Annotated in this window: 11 protein-coding genes; 6 read left to right on the forward strand and 5 right to left on the reverse strand. The window is 64.4% G+C overall.

Going from position 1 to position 20,016, the window contains the following annotated elements; translation table 11 throughout:
* The first annotated feature begins 96 nt into the window (after positions 1 to 96).
* The 3 genes from BL8807_RS07805 (at position 97) to BL8807_RS07815 (ending at position 4,130) form a co-directional block, all read left to right on the forward strand.
* Entirely contained in the window at positions 97 to 1,113 is a 1,017-nt protein-coding gene (locus BL8807_RS07805) for a glycosyltransferase family 2 protein (protein WP_072723814.1), read from the forward strand.
* A 465-nt stretch (positions 1,114 to 1,578) separates the two neighbouring features.
* A complete protein-coding gene (ppgK, locus tag BL8807_RS07810; RefSeq protein WP_072723949.1) occupies positions 1,579 to 2,346 on the forward strand; it encodes a polyphosphate--glucose phosphotransferase in 768 nt (255 codons plus the stop codon).
* A 383-nt stretch (positions 2,347 to 2,729) separates the two neighbouring features.
* Positions 2,730 to 4,130, forward strand: a complete 1,401-nt coding sequence (locus tag BL8807_RS07815; RefSeq protein WP_072723816.1) for a pyridoxal phosphate-dependent aminotransferase — start codon at positions 2,730 to 2,732, stop codon at positions 4,128 to 4,130.
* A gap of 143 nt (positions 4,131 to 4,273) precedes the next feature.
* On the opposite strand, the gene BL8807_RS07820 is transcribed toward BL8807_RS07815, so the two are convergent.
* The 3 genes from BL8807_RS07820 to BL8807_RS07830 form a co-directional block, all read right to left on the reverse strand.
* A complete protein-coding gene (locus BL8807_RS07820) occupies positions 4,274 to 5,086 on the reverse strand; it encodes an ATP-binding cassette domain-containing protein (protein ID WP_072723818.1) in 813 nt (270 codons plus the stop codon).
* Positions 5,087 to 5,115: 29 nt separating this feature from the next.
* Positions 5,116 to 6,780, reverse strand: coding sequence for an aryl-sulfate sulfotransferase (locus BL8807_RS07825; RefSeq protein WP_072723819.1), 1,665 nt, complete (start codon positions 6,778 to 6,780; stop codon positions 5,116 to 5,118).
* 189 nt (positions 6,781 to 6,969) lie between these two features.
* The gene (locus BL8807_RS07830) at positions 6,970 to 9,237 is read right to left on the reverse strand and encodes a hypothetical protein (RefSeq protein WP_226847524.1); all 2,268 of its coding nucleotides are present in this window, start codon (positions 9,235 to 9,237) and stop codon (positions 6,970 to 6,972) included.
* A 95-nt stretch (positions 9,238 to 9,332) separates the two neighbouring features.
* Here BL8807_RS07830 and BL8807_RS07835 point away from each other — a divergent pair, with 95 nt between their 5' ends.
* Both BL8807_RS07835 and ligA read left to right on the forward strand, forming a co-directional pair.
* Positions 9,333 to 12,686, forward strand: a complete 3,354-nt coding sequence (locus BL8807_RS07835) for a tetratricopeptide repeat protein (RefSeq protein WP_072723820.1) — start codon at positions 9,333 to 9,335, stop codon at positions 12,684 to 12,686.
* A 228-nt stretch (positions 12,687 to 12,914) separates the two neighbouring features.
* A complete protein-coding gene (gene ligA / locus BL8807_RS07840) occupies positions 12,915 to 15,689 on the forward strand; it encodes an NAD-dependent DNA ligase LigA (RefSeq protein WP_370737533.1) in 2,775 nt (924 codons plus the stop codon).
* A gap of 177 nt (positions 15,690 to 15,866) precedes the next feature.
* Here ligA and BL8807_RS07845 read toward each other — a convergent pair whose 3' ends face one another.
* Positions 15,867 to 16,994: an Mrp/NBP35 family ATP-binding protein gene (locus BL8807_RS07845; RefSeq protein WP_072723822.1), complete on the reverse strand. Its 1,128-nt coding sequence runs from the start codon at positions 16,992 to 16,994 to the stop codon at positions 15,867 to 15,869.
* A gap of 370 nt (positions 16,995 to 17,364) precedes the next feature.
* Between BL8807_RS07845 and BL8807_RS07850 the strand changes: the two genes are divergently transcribed.
* Entirely contained in the window at positions 17,365 to 18,456 is a 1,092-nt protein-coding gene (locus BL8807_RS07850) for a glycerol dehydrogenase (RefSeq protein WP_072723824.1), read from the forward strand.
* Positions 18,457 to 18,871: 415 nt separating this feature from the next.
* On the opposite strand, the gene BL8807_RS07855 is transcribed toward BL8807_RS07850, so the two are convergent.
* Complete coding sequence (locus BL8807_RS07855; protein ID WP_072723826.1) at positions 18,872 to 19,693, reverse strand: hypothetical protein; 822 nt, start codon at positions 19,691 to 19,693, stop codon at positions 18,872 to 18,874.
* Positions 19,694 to 20,016: the final 323 nt, after the last annotated feature.

A 20,016-nucleotide genomic window follows, 5' to 3' on the forward strand; every position in this document is an offset into this window, starting at 1 on the left:
ATTCCCGCGTTCCCTGTGCGGTGACGGGCCCGCGTCCGGGTCTGCGTCCGGGTCTCAGTCTCTGCGGGTTGCCGTTCGCCCATGGTGGATGCAACAATGGAGGGCATGACTCAAGCCAAGAAGACCATCGACAAGCTTGCCCTCATCGTCACCACGTATAAGCGCCAGCAGCTGCTCGGCACCCTGTTCGACTCGATTCTGGAGTTGGAGCAGGCTCCGTGGCGCGTCGTCATCGTCGACAACGAGCAATCCGATGAGACGGCCGCCATGGTGGCCGGGTTCTCGGATAAGGTCACCTCCCAGTGGGGCGCCACTGTGGCCGATAGAAGCGGCAACGAATCCCGTGTGGTGTACGCGCCGCAGAAGGAGAATCTCGGTGGCGCGGGCGGCTTCTCCGCCGGTGTGAAGAAAGCCTACGAGCTTGGGGCCGAATGGTTCTGGGTGATGGACGACGACGTGGCCGTGCTGCCTGGCGCCATCGCCAAACTCGCTAAATGGACCGACCGCCACGAAGTGATCCAAGGATCGCGCTTCGACTACGACGGCGGCCCGTTCTACTGGCAGTACGACTTCATCGTGCCGTTGGGCATCCCCAACCCGATCGCGCCGGCCGCGTTCGGCAACGCGGGCTACCGTGTGATGAACACGCTGTGCTTCGAAGGCGGCCTGTTCAGCCGTCGCGTGGTCAAGGAGATCGGCCTGCCCGATCCGCGCTTCTTCATCTACTGGGACGATACGATCTACGGCTACCGCGCCAGCAAGGTCACCAATCCGATCGTCGTGCCGGACGTGATCCTGCGCCGCACCCGCGAGATCGGCAACTGGGATATCGCCGGCGTGCGCCAGCTCAACTCCACCTCCGACATGAACCGCTACCACATCATGCGCAACCGCGGCTATATGGCCCGCTATTTCATGGAACACGGCGACTTCCACCCCTTCCTGTTCGGTGTGGGCACGCTCGCCACCGCCGCCAAGGAGCTGATCCGGCTGGTGATGGTGGATCGCGAGCATGTGCGCACCGGCGTGGTGAAGATCGCGCAGGGATGGTGGGATTCGCGCAAGCTGCTGCATGATCCGTCGTGGAAGCCGATGGCGCCGTTGAAGGACTGAGCGGCTGTTCTGCTGGCGGGCCGATCGGCTGGCTGACCGGCTGATCGACCGGCTGGCTGATCGACGAATCGGCTGGCTGACCGACGAATCGACCGGGCAGTCGATCAGTTGGCTAGCCGTACGTCCGCCTTTCGTTGGCGTCCCTCGCATCGCGTGTGCCGCAGACGGCCTTGTCGAGCTGACCGACATCGTCTCTTCTGCAACCTGTGCGTCGGACGCGTTACCGATGATTCCGGCGAACTGACCGTCGCCTTCCCCGCTTTCGATTTGTGGGTGTTGTACGCGTGTGATTCGACCTATGCGTATCGTTGGCTGTGCCGATTCCCATGTCGACATGGTTTCGGTATGACAAGTTATGCAATCGTTCGCACCGTTTATGCTTCAACGCCCGCGTGTTGGGCATGAGGCGAGTTAGAATTCCCCTACCGGTTCGATAACACCCACACCCCTGAAGAGAGGTCAATGATGATTGAGACAGCACAGGCCTTTGGCGTTGATATTGGAGGATCCGGCATCAAGGCCGCGCCCGTCAACCTGGAGAAGGGCGAATTCGCCGAGCCGCGTCTGAAGATCCTCACCCCTGAGGTCTCCACTCCGCAGGCGGTGGCCGCCATCGTGCGCCAGCAGCTCGAGCATTTTGAGGTGCCCGAGTCCGCGCCCGTCGGCATCGCGTTCCCGGCCCCGATCAAGCCCGGTAAGAAGCTTGACTTCATGGCCAACCTCGACCAGTCCTGGATCGGTGTGGATGTCACCGAGGTCTTCTCCGAGGCGTGCGGTCGTCCGGTCGTTGTGGTGAACGACGCCGACGCCGCCGGTCTGGCCGAACAGCAGTTCGGTGCCGCCCAGGGCCAGGACGGCCTGGTCGTGGCCACCACGCTCGGCACCGGCATCGGCACCGCCCTGATCTACAACGGCGTGCTGATTCCCAACAGCGAGCTCGGCCACATCATCCTCGACGAGAAGCATCTCGACGCCGAGAAGTACGCCGCCTCCTCGATTCGCGAACAGAAGGACCTCGGCTACAAGAAGTGGGCGAAGCGTCTGACCAAGTACTACGGTCTGATGGAAACCTACCTCAACCCCGACCTGTTCGTCGTCGGCGGTGGCGTGAGCCGTATGAGCGACCGCTTCCTGCCGTACATCGAGATCAAGACCCCGATTGTGCCGGCCAAGCTGCGCAACGAGGCCGGCATCGTGGGTGCCGCCTACTACGCCAGCACCAAGCAGGCCTGACACCACCATCAGGTGCGACGTACCTGATGACGTAATCTGAAAACGAATGCCACCCAATCCGGGTGGCATTCGTCGTATCCGGGCCGTCCCATACGTTGACGGTGTTCGGCCGTCCCATACGTTAATGGTGCCCGGTCCGGTAATCCATATGGTGACGGTGCCCGGTCCGGTAATCCACAGATCGGACGGTGGCCTCGCTGTCATCTCAGGTGGGGCAACGTCGTAAATTTCGCACTTCGACGAACGGTGTGCGAAAACGACGACGTTTCATTCCCATAAAACGTCGTAAATTTCGCACTGCCTACGTCGAAGTGCGAAATCCACGACGTCTCCTATAAGCGGACGGCAGGGGATTGACGGACATCTTCGCTACAGTGGGGCGCATGACCGTGCGTTTCTCATCCCGCGTGGATATCCGCGAACCCAATCCAATCGCCGTGGCCGAAGCCCAGGCCAAAGCCGAGGGCGTGGCACTCGACCGTCTCAACGACTCCAATCCCACACGGCACGGGTTGGCACCGGCTTTGGTCCCAGACATCTACACCGCCGATCCGCGCGGCCCACGCAAGGCGCGCGAATCCCTGGCCGCTTTCCTCACCGCTCGCACGGCGGGGTACCGGTACGTCTCCGTCGGGACTTCCCCGGACGGCGGTGTTGACGCACGAGGCAGTGCCGCTGTCGGGGCTGGGGGTGGCGTACGGGACAGTGCTATCGCCGGGACGGGTGGAGACGCACGGGGCGATACCACTGTCGGGACAGAGGGGGCCGCGCGGAATCGCGCCGCCGCGGGTGACGACGCGCGGAACCATACCGCAGGAGAGGCGAGATGCCTGGTCGATCCGGACGACCTGTACCTGCTCAGCTCCACCTCGCAGGCCTATTCGTGGCTGTTCAAACTGCTGTGCGATCCGGGGGATGCGGTGCTCGCGCCCAAGCCCGGCTATCCGCTGATCGAATCCATCGCCGCCCTCGAATGCGTGGACACCATCGCCTATCGGCTGCGTTACGACGGATCGTGGTATATCGACACGGGCGAACTCGCCGCGCTGCTCGACTCCGAGGCCGGTGCCCGCGTACGTGCGCTGGTGCTCATCAACCCCAACAATCCCACCGGTTCCTACGTCAAGCCCTCCGAGCGCGAGACGCTGATCAATTTATGCGCCGCGCATGGCGTGGCGCTGATCGCCGACGAGGTGTTCTACGACTACACGCTCGAACCGTTCGACGGCAACTCGCGCATGGCGGGGGAACGCGGCGCTCTCACGTTCGCGTTGGACGGATTCTCGAAAATGCTGGCCGCGCCGCATGCCAAGGTCGGTTGGATCCAGGTTTCCGGACCCGATCATGACGTGGCGGAGGCGAAACGGCGGCTGGACGTCATCGCCGACGACTACCTGCCCATGAGCGATCTGATCGCGCAAGCCATTCCCGACCTGCTGGACGCGGCCGAGGACCAGACCGCGCGGGTGCGCGAGCGGGTGCGCGGCAATCTCGCGCGGCTGCACGAGCTGCTGGACCAGGACGACTGCGGTGTGGCCAGCGTGCCGCACGCCGAAGGCGGCTGGAACGTGCTGGTGCGCGTGCCGTCGGTGATCGACGAGAACGAGCTGGTGCTGCGCCTGATCGAGGAACGTCGCCTCACCGGCCAGCCGGGCTATTTCTTCGATATGGAATCCAACGGCTATCTCGCCGTCTCGCTGCTGCCCGAACCGCAAGAATTCGAGCGGCTGATCCGTTCGATGCTCTCGGTTGTCGACGCGATGACGCAAGAAAAAATGGCCTAACGGAGTTTGGTGTGTTGGGCTTCGAACCCTCGCTCATGTAAAACGATTGATTCTCGAGTTTGGTGTGCGCAATCGGCCCTGTTGAGAAAATCCGACACACCAAACTCGTTTCTCCTTGTCGAGGCAGGGAACGAGGGAGTGTTTTAGGCGCGCAACGCCGCCGCTTTGTCACGGATGAGCCGTTCGTAGAACTCGACGGCCTGCGCGGGCGCGCCGTCGAACGCGATGGACCCCTCGTCAAGCACCAGCGCGCGGTCGATCGCGTATTCGGGACGCGTGATCATCGCCGTGTCATGCGTGGCGAACACCACCTGCTTGTCGTAGCCGAACAGCGCCTCGGCCACATGTCGTGTGCCGATCTCGTCCAATCCCTTGCTTGGCTCATCGGCGACGATGGCGCTCGGGTCGAAGCTGAGCGCGGCCGTGATGGCCAGCAGATGCCGCTTTTCGGAATCCAATTCGTCGGCGCGGCGGCGGGCCACGTCGGCCAGTGAGAAATGCGCGAACAGGTTGCCGATCCGCGCCTGACGTTCCGATTGCGGCACCTTATGCTTCTTCAACGCCTCGTCCACGGCGTCGCCGATGGTGGCCGCCCGGTAGAAGGCGTTGGGGATCTCCTCGCGGCGCACGCGGCCGATCAGCTGGTCGATGCGTTTGCGGTCGCGTTTGGAGGCGGTATCCAGCGTCTCCTCGTCGGCCGAAGTCCCGTCCGCGTCATGGACGCCTTGGATCGTCACCGTGCCGCGGGTCGCGGCGAGGGAACCGTCCAGCAGGCCCAGCAGGGTGGATTTGCCCGAGCCGTTCAATCCGATGACGGCGACGCGACGCTCGGTGATGGTCAGCGATGTGGGCTCGAGTCCCACCTGTCCATCCTCATAGGTGTGGCCCGCGCCATCGAGCGCGAAACGCAAGGCGGTCGGTCGGGGCAGGTCGCGAGTGGTGAAGAACAATCCCATGCCTCCCCATTGTAGGGTGTGCGCGAACCTCAGGCGAAGTAGAAGCCGGAGAAGTCGTAGCTGTAGACGCGGTAGATGTACGTGGTGTTCAGCGCCATGCTGTACTGCGCCTTGAGCGTGCCGTCCTCGCCGTAGACGCCGAACAGGCCCTGCATGCCCGAATCGATGAGGATGTCGCCGTCGTCGAGCTCCTGCGCGGAGCTCACATACGCCGAATACGGCACGTCGAAGCTCGACACCTCGGTGTAGGTGCCGGCCGTCTCATCGACCAGATACTTGCGGTACTGCGAGTGCGCGCCCTCGGTGGAGGGGCTGGCGGTGGTGGCGAGGCCTTCGATCGCGCTCCAATCGTAGTCCGGCCGGGTCGTCGCATAGCCGAAGGTGTTGTCGAACATGTACAGGTAGTATTGGCCGTCCTCCAGCGAATCGTCGGCCACGTAGGTGATGGAGTGCTGTCCGCCGGTGTCTGGGAAGTCGCCGTCCTTGGTGAGGAACGCCGCCTGGTATTCGGTGCCGTCCCACACGGAATCCTCGCCGATCATATACTCCAGCGTCGGTGTGCCTTCGATGTCGGCGACCTTGATGATCGTGGAGGTTTCGCGCGCCGACAGCAGCGCCGAGCCGTCGGGCAGCAGCTGGATGGTGTTGATGTGGATCCAGTCCCAGCGGTCCGTGGCGTCCGGGTCGGATTCGTCGGTGCCCGCGTGGTCGGTGGACTCCTTGTAGTCGGGGAACATGTCGCCCAGGTCGAGCAGCAGGTCCACCTCTCCCGAATCGGTGTCGAGACGCACGATTTGGTCCTGCACGGTGTGGTCCTCGCGCGTCAGATCGGTGGCGAGCAGCACGATGTCGCCGTCGTCGTCCATCGCGTAGTCGTGGTGCAGGATGAACCGGTCGCCCAGATCGTAGATCTTCTCCAGCTTGCCGAGGTTGTTCATGCCGACCATCAGATGCGTGGACGCGGAGAACCACATCAGCCCCTCGTCGTCGAAGAGGATGCGGTGCGAACGGTAGAAGGGGATGGGCACCTCGCCGCGCAGCACGCCGTCGGTGTCGTAGTAGAGCATGAAGTCCTGCTCGTCGCTGTCGTTGCCGAGGATCGCGTACAGTCCGTCGCCCAGATCGGTGCCGTCGTCGGCGGTGACGGTCCGCTCGAGACGCACCTCCTCGTTGCCCAATAGTTTCGCGCCCGTGCGCGTGACGGTGCTGGTGGTCGTCCCGCCGTCCTCGTCGGTGATGGTGAAGACGATGGTGTTCGTCTCTTCGGGGATCAGGCCGATGACGGTGAACTCGTGCTCCGTCTGGTATTCCTCGTCCTGCGCGACCGTGCGTGTGAAATCCGGGTATCCATCCGCCGAAATCGTGTAGCTGATGCTGGCCGGCATGTCGGTGGTGAAATACACGTACAGCGACGTGGTGTTCGTGCCGTAGGGGTTCTCCTCGATGAGCATGTCGTCGACGGTGTGCCCGCCCTCCGCCCGGGCTTCGGCGAGCCTCTCGTCCGCCTCCTGCTGATAGTCGTCGGTGTAGATTTGCTCCACATAGTCGTTCAGCAGGTCCACGCGGCGCTCCTGAAGCGCTTCGGACACGTCGGACTGGGTGAGCATGCACATGCCGACGGCGATAAGCGTGGTGACCACGGCGGTGGTCCATGTGAGGACGCGTTTACGACTGATGCCATGCGTGGAACTCATGGGATGATGCGCTTTCTTACCTAATAGTTGCCGGATGGGACGAATCGGAACAACAGTATGGCCGATGCCTTGGGAAAACGCATCCGCATGCTCAAAAAACGCTGGGAATGGTGATGCGGACGGCGGTCCTCAGTCCATAAACAGGGGAAGACAGGCCCGGTGAGCGCCCATCGTCGTGGGCGAACCGTCTTAATCCATAAGCAGGGAGAACCAGGACTGGACCTCGTGGAACAGTCCCGCGTTGTTGTTGATCAACGCGTCGCTGCGGCCGACCACGAAACAGGAGACGACGACGACCAGCAGCATCCACATCAGCGCCAGCATCACCACCACGCGGGCCAGCCAGCGCGCGGGCGTCACCACACCGGTGGCGGAGGCCGCCACATTGGCCGCCCCCAATCCGGTTTTCGGCACCACCGACGGTTCGGTGAGCAGCACGTCGGCGACGCGCGACTGGCGGCCGTTGACCGCACGCAGCACCACCGGCATGGCGGCCAACGCGACCAGCCAGGCGAAATCGGCCATATAACGCCATCCCAAACCGGCGACGGCGCTGTCGAATATGGCAAGCGCCATGGCCAACGCGAGACACGTGAGCAGGAACGGGCGGTATCCGCGCAATTCAAGACGGCGCATGAACGGCAGAAGCAACGCGGCGAGCAGCAGCGGACACAGACAGAACAATCCGCCCACCATCGGCTCGTAATAGCTCCACTCGGGCATGGGCGCGGGGGAGACGGCGAGGAAGGGGAAACCATCGGTGAAACGCAACGGCAGGAACAGGTAGTAGCCCACCACCAGCGGCATATCCACCCACGGGGTGGCGTAGCGCGTCATATCGGCCACTGTGATCTGATAGGCGTTGCCGAAATCGAGCGGGGAGCCGAAACGGGCGATATTCCACGCCATCAGCGGGGCCACAACCACAACGGCGGGAATGATCATCGCCAACGGCGCGCGCAACGCCGCGCCCACGCTTGTGCGACGGGCGCGCAGATCGGCGGCCATGGCGCGTATCTGCGGCCAGAACAGCGGGAAGGCGAGCAGCGCGGTCAACGCGAACGTGGGGCGGCATCCGAAATTCGCCGCGATGCACAACGCGCCGGCCGCAAGCCTGGGCAGCGACAACGGTTTGGCGTCGCCCGCCCTCCAACGGTCGGCGGGGCGCAGCGGGCGTTTGTCGGTATCCGCGCCCAGCCAGAACCACAATCCCAAACAGGTGAGGGTCAGCGAGGCGACGAACGGCACCTGGTAGAAATTCGTGCGGAACAGCAGATATCCGGTCTGCGCGCCGACCAGCACCATCGTCACCATCATGGAGGCCGCCGCCAGCGAGGTGCGCGGGGCGATGCGGCGGATCAGGCGGACCACCAGCAACGTGGCGCAGACGATGAACGTGAACGTCAACAATTGTTCGGCGGCGGCGGTCGGCAGCATACGGCCGGTGATCAGACGGAACGGCACGAACAGCAGCGCCGCGGGCAGCACGCCGAAATACGAATACCAATGCCCCTCGTAGAACGCGTAATCCCAATAGATCGGACTGACGCCCTGCGCCAGCAGCTCCTCGCGCTGCGAGACGTCATACGGGTTGCCTGCCGAGGCGAGCGCGTCCGGCACCTCCAGATCCAGCCAGGTGCGGCCCGCGATCAGAGAATCGGCCACATGCGCGTACTGGTCGAAATCATACGTGTAATTGCCGGCCGTATGGAACGTCAGCGGCGAGGCGTAGGCGATCTGCGCGGCCACCGAAACGGCGGTGAACACGGCCGGCACCGCCATCACCACGGCGAAACCCACCCGCTGCGACAGACGCGAGGGGTCGAGAGGAACGCGCCACAGGCGCGAACGCGGCCGCCAGACGGCGACCAAGGCCAACACGGCCAGCATCACCACCACACGGGCCATGTTGAACTCGAACGGCACGCGCACATTCGCCCGGGCCGCCTCGAACGCGACCCGCGTGCCCTTCGCCTCCTGGATCCACACGCGCACATCGCCCGCGCCCGAGGCCTTGACGATCAGACTGCGCGGGGCGTCCGACGACACCGACGCCGTACGTCCGGACTCGCCCGCCACATCGACCCGCACGCGCATGCTCGTGCGGGGGATGGCTGTCTCCTCGTCATCGCTTTCCGCCAGACGCTGCAGCGCCTGCTCCAAAACCTCGCCATCCACCGGATCGATGCGCAGATAATCGGAGGTGCCGTCCGCGGTCAGCCGCAGATACGCCTGCGTGGGATCGGTGACGGTCAGCAGCCCGTCCTCGTCGCGTGTGAGGCCCGGCCCCAGCGTGTTGTACGCCGCGTTCGTGTCGGTGCTCGCGCCCAGCGAACGCCAGAACGGCAGATTGAACACCGCGCATTCCACCAGCAGCACCGCGGCCAGCGCCAGCGCGGCGACGGCGATGCGGCGTTTGGCCGCGCGGCTCAGCCTGCGGCGGCGGGACACGCGCACGCGCTCAACCTCACCGGCGCGGGGATGACGATTCCATAACAGCACCCCATTATTCTAACGGCTTCATGTCGGGGAAACAGGAGAGAATGTGAACCATGCCTCAACGAACACCGAACACCCATGAACGGGAGGAGGGCCGCGGCATACGTGACCTGCTGCATTCGGTGGGTGCGCTCGCCGGCTCCCTGACGGGCCCGAGCGAGCCGCCGTCGGCCAATCCATTCGGCGACGCGCTGCGCGAATCCAGCGAATCGCCCGACGGGCTGATCGCCCAGCTGACCAAACACGCCATCACGCTCAATCCGATGGTGAAAAGGCGGCTGTTCCCCGATTTGCAGAACGTGCCCGAGGGACTGACCCTCGGATGGGCGCAGCTGCCGCGGACCAACGGACGCGGCTTCAGCCTCGGCGTGTTCACCGACCGGAACCATTTCGCGCAGATCGCGTTCGCCGACCATCGCGGACGCGTGTTCGCCGGCACAGACCCGCAAATGGACACGCAGCCGCTCGAACCGCGGTTCATGTTCGGCAAGGAGCAGGATCCCGTGCTCGCCGACGGCGCGCGCCTGGGACGGCGCGACCTCGCCGGGCCGACGCGCGTGGTGACCGGCGGGGTGATCGGCCGCGACGACACCGGGCGGATGACCTGGCTGGCCGCATGGCTGAAGAACGGCAAACGCTATACGTTGGAGCAGAGCCGCGCCGACCTGCCCGCCGAGATGCGCCAGAATCTCGAATACCGCGACGCCATCGCCATCGCCTTCTTCGCCTGCTATCTGCTGCCGCAGATGAACGGTCTGCTGGTCGGATTCGGTTCGGGCAACATCTTCCGCCGGCTCAACCGCGAGGCTCCGATCGGGGCGATCCGCCGTTCGGTGCGCGACACGCTTGAGGCGCGCGCCCACGGCCTGCGCGCCTCCGGTCTGGAGGACCATTTCGCCGATCTGATGCGCGAGGCCGGCGCGATGGACTCCCTGGACGGACTGGAGGCGGTGCACGGCGCGGAGCCGCTGCACCTGTACACCTCCAGTTACTCGGGAAGCTATTTCTTCGCTTGGGACAAGTCGCTGCCCTTCGGCTCCGCGTTGAAATCCCTGAAAATCGAAGGCAATCTCAACCGTTTCGCCGCCGTGAGCGCCTGGCTTGAGAACAACGCGGCCCAAGGCCTCACCCCCACCGAAGACACGGTGACCCGCGCCGAAGCCGCGCAGATCGACATGCGTCTGCTGGAGAATCCCGCCATCATCGCCCTCAAACCCTACGGCGACGGCGACGTGACCCGGCTGGTGGGGCTGGCGGGACGCACCGCCGAAGAGATGCGGCGCAAGCATCCCGACCCCATCGGCGGCGAGCGGCGGCCCTCCGAATGGGTGAGCCGACAGGCGCTGTCGTCCCTGCTGCGGAGGTTGCGCCTGCCGTACCGCTTCGATGTGGAGTTCCGCGCCGATCTCGAGCAGCGCAACGTGGCGATCGGCTTCACCACCGCCGGCACCTCCATGATGCCCGACAGCCGATACGACGAGAAACGCCATACGTGGCGCGCCTTGGGCGATGCCGACCGGGCCGCGATGAGCGCCGCCTACAATCTGCGCGTCGGTCTGATCATGGCCGCGCTCAGCTTCGGGGTCGATCCGCAGGTGGAGCGGGTGTCGCTGCATATCGACTCCATCGGCTTGGAGGAGGCCGTCGCCGAACAGGATTCGGCCATCGAGCGGCTGATGAGCGAGGCCCTGAGCGCCTTCGAGCATCTGCGCAACGGCGATGTGGGCCGCGCCCGCACCAAAGCCGATCCGAAGGACGGCGACGTGCACGGCGATCCCACGCGCCCCATCACCCATGACGAGCCGCGCGCCTCGATCGCCCCCGCGGATCCGCTGGATATGGCCGGCGAAATGACCAAGGCCGAAGAGACGGCCGATGCCGCGGCCTCCGCTGATTTGGACGGGCAGAGTCTGGACTCGCGCTTCGAGGATCTGATGCGCGACATCGACATCGACGATATGACCTTCGCCTCATCCGACTTCGCCGGGGATCGCGACGACTTCGACGACGACTTCGATGACTTCGACGAGGTGGCGCACGGAGACGCCGGCGGCCTCGAGGATCCGATGAGCGTGCTGCGCCGCAACCCCACCGTGCGCAATATGGTGTCCGTGACCTTCACCCGCGAGGAATTCCTCGCGCGTCTCGCCGAGGACGGATTGGAGCATCCGAACGAGACCTACCGTATCTTCGACGCCGTCATGGATGTGGACGAGCAGGGAGGACTGCGGCCCGTGAACGCCGGATTCGACCTGCGCGACGCGCGCTTCTCCCCGCTGGGATCGCAGGAGGAGCCGGAGCTCGTCCAGGAGGCCTTCTCCCCGGCCGTGGCCCGCGTGCTCGGCACCGCGGACAGTTCGGGTCTGTCCATCCAACGCGAGGATCTGCTGCAGCGCGCCGTCGTCGACTTCCACGGCATCGCCGCGGACCAGTCGCTGGACGCGGTGTCCAAGGCGCAACAGGCGATGCGGGTGGTCGAGAAGATCTCCGATCCGGAACTGACCGAACTGGCGCCGCGCGTCACCAGCGCGCTCATCGACGGTAAGGACACCCCCGACATCGAGTTCACGATGGCCGATGATCTGGATAAGGAACGCGTGCGTGCGCGCGACCTGCTGTTCTCCGGACAGACCGAGCAGGCGGTCGCCATCATCGAAGAGGCGCTGGGCCGGCTCGACGCGATCGTCGACGCCAACCCCGGCGTGCCCCGCTACTTCAACTCGTACGCCGAACGCGTGGTCTACAACCGTCTGTTCGCCACATCGGGCGAGCATACGGTGCTGATCCCCGACAACCTGTTCTACGCGCATATGGAATTGGGAGACATCCTCGCCCAACTCAAGGGGCCGAAGGCCTCCCTGCCGCATCTCAACCGCATGGTCGCCTTCGCGCCCGCATATCCGCTGACGCATCTGCGGCTGGCCATCCAACTGGCCCGCGGCGAGGATTGGAATTCCGCCCGCGCCGCCTGCCTGAACGCCCTGCGCGTGGCATTGGACCGATCCGACGCCGCGTTCGCCTACTACCGTTTCGCTTATTGCGAATGGATGCAGGACCGTTTCGACACCGCCGTGGCCGCCTACATCATGAGCGACCACATCAGCCCCGGCCAGATCGGTGCGTTGGAGACCGAATTGCAGGAACTGGTGGCGCGGGCCGACTCGCAATGCGTGCGCGTGCCCGAATCCGTCTCCGACGCGGTCGCGCTGCTCGAATCGCGCGACCTGCCCGTCTGGCCGCATACCGAGGTCGCCTCGATCGTGCGCGACGCGGCGCGTGTGTGCGTGGACGAAGGCATGTTCGTGCCCGCCCGTACGCTTTCGGTCGCGGCGGCGCGGATGAACGACGGCGAGGGCGACAACATCGACGTGGTCCAGGCGCAGTTCCTCCGCTCGCTCAGCGCCTGAAGAAGCCGGGGTTTCCTCCGCTGCCGTGCCGTGGGACGGGTCGGGCGCGCGTGGTCTGCCCGCCGCGCGGTTCCTCGTCTCATCCGATATGGCATGTGGGGAGGTCGCGCTCGGCCATGCTCGGCATGACGGAAGGTCGGGCGCGCTCGGCCGGTAGAATACCGGAAGTGGTTGTTGGAAGGAAAGGATGCCATGTCGGACGAGCAGTTGGCTTGGGACTTCGATGATATGTCGGATAGCGCGCCCAGCGTGGTGCCCAGTTCGTCGGTCGCGCGTTTCACGCCGGGCAGCGCGCCATGGATCGCCGCCCTGCAAGCCGACGACGACGATGCCATGCGGCTCGACCGGCTCGATGTCGCGGCCATGGACGCCGACGATGCCGCCCGCCTGTGGGCGCGTGTGGCCGCATGGGTGGAATCCGACCAAATCGCCTACTATATCGACGACGCTCCGGTCAGCTCCGACGCCGCCTACGACGCGCGCATGCGCTGCCTGCAGCGTTTGGAATCGTCGTTCCCCGCGTTGGACAACCCGCAGTCGCCCACGCACCGCGTCGGCGGCACCTTCTCCAACGAGTTCACGTCGGTGCGCCACCCCTCGCGCATGATGAGTCTGGACGACGTGTTCTCCATCGAGGAGTTGCGTGACTGGTACGACTCGGTGCTGCGCGACCTCGACTGGCCCGAAGGCAGGCCCCTGCCGATGAGCTGCGAGGTGAAGATCGACGGTCTGGCACTGAATCTCATCTACCGTAACGGCGTGCTGGAGCAGGGACTGACGCGCGGCGACGGCGTCACCGGCGAGGACATCACCCTGAATGTGCGCACCATCGGCTCCATTCCGGCGAATCTGGGAGGTCCGGCCGAGGATGTTCCGCAATTCGTGGAGATCCGCGGCGAGGTGTTCATGCGGTGGGACGATTTCCGCGCGCTGAACGCCGAGCAGGAGGAGGCGGGCGGCAATCCCTTCGCCAATCCGCGCAACGCGGCCGCGGGATCGCTGCGTCAGAAGGATCCGCGCGTCACCGCCACCCGCCGCCTGAGCTTCTACGCGCACGGATTGGGCCGGCTCGACTGGGGCGAGGGGCGTCCGGCCGATTCGCATGATACGGTGGCCGACCAATCGCAGGCCTACGCGCTGTACTCCAAGTGGGGCGTGCCCGTCTCGCCGCACAACCGGTCGGTGGGGTCCTTCGACGACGTGCTGGAGATGATCGACTATTACGGCGAGCATCGTGGCGACATCGAACACGCGCTCGACGGCATCGTCGTCAAAGTGGACGATCTGGCCTTGCAGCGTACGCTGGGCGCGACCTCGCGCGCGCCGCGCTGGGCCGTCGCCTACAAGTATCCGCCCGAAGAGGTGAACACCGAACTGCTCGACATCACCGTGCAGGTCGGGCGCACCGGGCGCGTGACGCCGGTCGCGATCTTGAAGCCCGTGCATGTGGCCGGCTCCACCGTGGCCCGCACCACCTTGCACAACGGTTTCGAGGTGGCGCGCAAGGGCGTGCTCATCGGCGACACCGTGGTGGTGCGCAAGGCGGGCGATGTGATTCCCGAACTCGTCGGGCCGGTGCTGGAACGGCGCAACGGGCGCGAGGAGTCGCTGCGCGAGTTCGTCATGCCCACGCACTGCCCCTCCTGCGGCACGCTTCTGGCACCGGCCAAGGAGGGCGACAAGGACATCCGATGCCCGAATATGGAAAGCTGCCCCGCGCAGCTGACGGAACGCGTGATCTCGCTGTCGATGCGCAAGGCCTTCGACATCGAGCATCTGGGCGAGCAAAGCGCCATCGCCCTGACCAATCCGGAGGAGAACCGTCCCGAATCGGTCGCCACCTACGCGCCGAACATCACCGAGATTCTGGTCGGGCCGGGGGAGGAGCCGGAGGATTACACGCCGGTCGAGGGACTGGCCCTGCCCGCGCCGCAGACCCCGGTGCTGCGTTCGGAGGCTGGCTTGTTCTCGCTGACCGCCGACGACCTACGCGACGTGCGCGTATGGCGTGAGGCCGCGATCATCGAAGTGCGCGAGACGACGGACGCGAAAGGCAAACGCAAGAAGGTGCGCAAACGTCTGGGCGGTTCCGGCCTGTGGCATCAGGTTCCCGCCTTCTGGACCTCGCCCGCGCCGGCGGCTAAAACCAAAACCAAAGGGAACGGGGCCGGCGCGTCCGCTGGCATCGGCATGTCGACCGAATCGGGCGTGGATCCAGCCTTTCGGGGTGGTCCCGTCGGCAGTGACGCAACGGTTGAATCGACTGAAACCGCGGTGCGAATCATTCCCGCTAACGGGACTGACGCAGCCGCCTCGGCCGTGGGGGCGACCTACCCCGGCTATGACGTGCCGGCCGACGCGGTGGTGGTGCGTGAGGATGTGAAAACCTCGCGCGACGGCATGGTGACGCGGATTCCGGTGATCGTTAAACCGATGGAGAACACGCGCAAAATGCTCGACGAGATCGACAAGGCCCGGCATGCCGATCTGTGGCGCGTGTTGGTGGCGCTGTCCATCCGCAGGCTCGGCCCGCCCACGGCCCGCAGCATCGCGTCCGCCTTGGGATCGTTGGATGCCATCGCGTCGGCCAGCGTCGAGGAGCTGTCCGCCATCGACGGCATCGGACCGGAGATCGCGCAGTCCGTGGTCGACTGGTTCACGGCCGCCCGCGAGCCGGGGGATTGGCGCGGCGAGACGCTGCGTGCATGGCAGGCCGCCGGCGTCGGTCAGGCCGTGGCCGAGACCAGCACGCTGGAGCAGACGCTGGCCGGCCTGACCGTGGTGGTGACCGGTTCCTTGGAAGGATTCTCTCGCGATTCCGCCAAAGAGGCGATCATCTCGCGCGGTGGCAAGGCCGCCGGCTCGGTGAGCAAAAAAACCGACTATGTGGTGATCGGCGAGAACGCCGGGGCCAAGGCCGCCAAGGCCGAGGAACTCGGCATTCCGATCCTCGACGAGGACGGCTTCGTGGCGTTGTTGGAGAACGGGCCTGTCGCGCGGTAGCGTAAAAGGCCCGGCGCACGGAAGCGGTAGACCTCCCCGTCCGTGCGACCCTTTTTTACCCCTCAAACGAACATAAGAATGGCGGTTTTCCTTGGAAAACCGCCATTCCTTACAGTCGTAAACCTCACAGAATCCGTGCGTTTCACGTAAGGAAAAGTCGCACGCGACGTACCGCCATCATGCTTTGTGCGAACCTGCGTCCATCAAATCCAACGCCAACTCCCTAAACGAGCGTGCCAACGGCGTGTCAGCCAGCGACCCGTCCTCCGCCAGCACCGCCGGACGTCCATCCTCACCGGTCTCACGCACCTCAGGCAGCAACGGCAGCTGCGCCATCAGCGGCACCTCATACCCCAGCGCCTCGGTCAGCTGGTCGGAGACGCGACGGCCGCCGCCCGCGCCGAAAATCTCCAGACGCTCACCCTTATGCTCGTAGAAACTCATATTCTCCACCACACCACGCACCTTCATCGGCACCTGCAGGGCGACCAAGCCGGACCTCACGGCGATGTCGGAGGCGGAGGGCTGCGGCGTGGTGACCACCACCAGCTCCGCGTTCGGCAGCGCCTGCGCCACCGAAATCGCCATATCGCCCGTGCCCGGCGCCAAGTCGAGCAGCAGCACATCGGGCTCGCCCCACCACACGTCGGAGAGGAACTGCTCCAATGAGCGCTGCAGGCGCGGTCCGCGCCACAGAATCGCCCGGTCGGCCCCGGCGAACATGCCGATGGAGATCAGCTTGACCCCCCATGCGGTCACCGGCATCAGCATGCCGTTGAGATTGGTGGGTTGGGTGCGCACGCCGAACAGGCGCGGCAGGGAGAATCCGTAGATATCCGCGTCGATGGCGGCCGTGTCGTAGCCCAACGCGGCGAAGGTCGCGGCCAGATTCGCCGTCACCGAGGACTTGCCCACGCCGCCCTTGCCCGAGGCGATGGCGAAGATGCGGGTTTTGACCCCCGGTTTGGTGAAGGGGTTCTGCTTGCGTTCCGCCTTGAGACCGGCGACCAGATCGGCGAGTTTGTCGCGGCTCATCGACGAGACCTCGATATGCGGGGTGAGCGCGGCGTGCGGATAGGAGGCGACCGCGCCGTTGATCTGGTTGGTGATGGTCTCGCTGAGGGGGCAGCCCTCGACCGTGAGCTCCACGCGCACCGTCACGTCGTATGCGTCGGACTGGTCGGATGGGACGGCCTGAATGGCGGCGATCATACCCAAATCGGTGACGGAACGGCCGAGCTCGGGGTCGATCACCCGGCTGAGGCGTTCGTAGATTTCGGCTTCAATCTGGCGTGCGTCGACCATGTGGCTCCTCCTTTGTACGGACCGCCTACCACCCTAGCGGCAAGCCGCGCGGCTTTCCAGAGCACGACGCGGGGATTTTGCGAAAGTCGTCGTCCCAGAGTCTTTCGAGGAGCATGGACGGGCGCATGCTCGGCAGGATGCGGCGGAACCGTCGAGCGGGACGCGGGACGGAATCAACCTGCGAATGGAAATCGGACGGAATGAGGTTGTGGTGTCGGTCGGAATTAAGCCGCAGACGGAACTGTGTCACCGCTTCGCCATAGGCTGGACGCACCGCCGCAATTCCGCGGCGATCCGACGTCCGGCGTCTCCCGTGTCGAAGACGACACTTGCTGACGCGCCGTCGGCACGTCCATGAAGGAAAACCATTATGAGAAAAGTTCTTGCAGCTCCAGGCACATACATTCAGCACGAAGGCGCGCTGTCCGCGTTGGCGAACGAATGCGAGGGACTGGGCGCCTCCAAGGCGTATCTGATCGTCGACTCGTTCATCGACGGCGTGTATCGAGACGATATCGTGTCCAGCTTTGAGACCGCGGGCATGCCGTACGTCTACGCGGTGTTCGGCGGGGAATGCTCCGACGACGAAATCACCAAACACCGCGAGGCTCTCGACGGCTCGGATATCGTGTTCGGCATCGGCGGAGGCAAAAGCATCGATACCGCCAAAGCGGTCGGCTATTACGCCGGCGGGCTCGACGTGGCCATCGTGCCGACCGCCGCGTCATCCGACGCACCTTGCTCGCGCCTGTCCGTGATCTACACCCCCGACGGACAGTTCGACCATTATTTGCCGCTGGTCAGCAATCCGACCGCGGTGATCATGGACGTCGAACTCATCGCGAAGGCACCGATCCGTCTGCTGGTGTCGGGCCTGGGCGACGCGTTCGCCACCTATTATGAGGCCGCGGCTTGCGTGCGGTCGAACGCCACGACCATGGTCGGCGGGCATCCGACGCATGCCGCGTTCGCCATGGCCAAACTGTGCCATGAGCTGGTCACCGGCGAGGGAGCGAAGGCCGTCGCCGCCGTCCGCAAGGGCGCGCGCACCCCGGCCGTGGAAAGCGTGATCGAAGCGAATACCCTGCTGAGCGGACTGGGATTCGAAAGCAGCGGACTTGCCGCCGCGCACGCCATCCATAACGGTCTGACCGCGCTGGCCGGCACCCACCAGTATCTGCACGGCGAGAAGGTGGCGTACGGCACGCTCGCCCAGCTGGTGCTGGACGATCAGCCGCTGGACGTGCTGAAGAAGGAATACCGCTTCTTCCGCACGGTCGGACTGCCGACCACGCTGGAGGGCATCGGTATCGGCGACGCCACCGACGAGGATCTGCTTAAGGTCGGCGAGCTGGCCTGCGCTCCGGAGGACACCATGGGCAATATGCCTTTCGAGGTCACCCCGGGCGACGTCGCCGCCGCCCTGCGCGCCGTCGACGAGCTGAACAGCATTATCGACTGAGATTAGGGTAGGTCGCACGGAGGAAGTCCCACTTTCCCTCCGTGCGACCTTTTGTCACACGACCCGCACGCACTCTGTGCGTTTGCGTCGACACATCAAGAATTGAGACTTGAAGGATTAGAAAGACTCTTGACTAGTGCATTTTTTGCACTAGTTCAAAACGAAGGCGGCAGAACGGTTGAACGACAGGTCGAGTACTACAACCTCGACATGATCCTCTCCGTCGGCTTAGGACGAGGGCCAAGGTCGCACGGAGCGGGACCGGGGCTCCGTTCGTGCGACCTTTTCTTACATGAACCGCACATGCCGTGTGAGGGCGTATGAGTAAAGAATGGCGACTTTCCAACGAAAGTCGCCATCATCATGTTCGTTTGAGGCCGATGCAAGGGTCGCACGGACACTATTGAGAATGGTTCTATGCGCTGCACCACGATCCAATGGCACGTTGCCGGGCGACGATATTTTGTGCCATCTTAAGGAATTCCCGTCGGGATTCCTCCGTCTCAAGCAGGTTGGCCGTCACGTACAGAATCACCCATCCTTTCAGCGTGAGCTGGTTCTGCCGCAGGTAATCCGCCTGCATCTGGTCGGGCTCGGCATGGTGGTATCCCTGATATTCAAAACCGACTTTGCAGTCGGGATACGCGAGGTCGATCAATCGATATCGGGAACTTCCGGGAATGTCCACGCGCCAGTTCGCCTGCGGTCGACCCATCCCGCCTCCGATCAGCAGCTGGAACAGGTCGGCCTCCTTTGGGGAATCGGTGTTCTCCACGAGCAGAGGAATCGCCTTCAGGCAGGTCGCATGTGCGCGAATCGTCGGATTCGCTTCCACATATCGGGTGATCTCGTCTATGGTGGTGACTTTGTCGCGTTTGTCTCGTCGCAACAGCGACGCTCCGATGATGGCAAGCTGCTCCGCGGTGCAGAACGGTGCCATCTGCGACCATGCCGCGGGAGGCGCGAACACCCAGAATCGTTCCCAGTCCGTTTTGCGCAGTTCGACCGCTCCGCGAAACACATGGAATCGCACGCCCTGCACTTTCTTGCGTTGGCTGGCTTTGGGCACACTGACGTGCACGACGTCGCGACGTATCGTTATCGTTTCCGGCACCGATGCGCCCCAATACTGCAACGCGTTGATGTGACTCACCCACAGTGGCGCTGTGGTCCGCCCGGCGGCCTCATTGCAACGTCGGCGTTCCATCCGTCTCAGTCCGACGGCTTTGTCATGCATAAAACTACTCATGTCTCGACGCTAAAGTGGGTGCGCGTCTGAGCGCAAGCCGAACAGGGTTATGTGGTTCCAGCCTTGGATACGGTGTGTCCGGTGCGAGGCGGCCGAACCGTCACGCTGTTCGGGCGAAGCATGCCTACGATTAGCAGACATATGGCCAATGCCCTTCGTGATTTCAGTCGTTGCAAAATTTGCGACAACTGCTGGACATATCAGGTTGACCGAGGTCGCACGGAGTGCGAGGCGGCTGTCTTTCGTGCGACCTTTTGTCACATGAACCGCACACATTGTGTGTGGTCGGTTCGATGTGGAATAGCTGTTTT

It is taken from the genome of Bifidobacterium lemurum (genome assembly GCF_014898175.1).
In the GTDB taxonomy this organism is placed as follows: domain Bacteria; phylum Actinomycetota; class Actinomycetes; order Actinomycetales; family Bifidobacteriaceae; genus Bifidobacterium; species Bifidobacterium lemurum.

Coding starts and splice junctions, on each gene's coding strand:
- BL8807_RS07835 (WP_072723820.1), top strand. CDS start 9,333: ATGCCTCAACGAACACCGAACACCCATGAACGGGAGGAGGGCCGCGGC.
- BL8807_RS07850 (WP_072723824.1), top strand. CDS start 17,365: ATGAGAAAAGTTCTTGCAGCTCCAGGCACATACATTCAGCACGAAGGC.
- BL8807_RS07805 (WP_072723814.1), top strand. CDS start 97: ATGGAGGGCATGACTCAAGCCAAGAAGACCATCGACAAGCTTGCCCTC.
- BL8807_RS07825 (WP_072723819.1), bottom strand. CDS start 6,780: ATGAGTTCCACGCATGGCATCAGTCGTAAACGCGTCCTCACATGGACC.
- BL8807_RS07855 (WP_072723826.1), bottom strand. CDS start 19,693: ATGCATGACAAAGCCGTCGGACTGAGACGGATGGAACGCCGACGTTGC.
- BL8807_RS07815 (WP_072723816.1), top strand. CDS start 2,730: ATGACCGTGCGTTTCTCATCCCGCGTGGATATCCGCGAACCCAATCCA.
- BL8807_RS07820 (WP_072723818.1), bottom strand. CDS start 5,086: ATGGGATTGTTCTTCACCACTCGCGACCTGCCCCGACCGACCGCCTTG.
- ligA (WP_370737533.1), top strand. CDS start 12,915: ATGTCGGATAGCGCGCCCAGCGTGGTGCCCAGTTCGTCGGTCGCGCGT.
- BL8807_RS07845 (WP_072723822.1), bottom strand. CDS start 16,994: ATGGTCGACGCACGCCAGATTGAAGCCGAAATCTACGAACGCCTCAGC.
- ppgK (WP_072723949.1), top strand. CDS start 1,579: ATGATTGAGACAGCACAGGCCTTTGGCGTTGATATTGGAGGATCCGGC.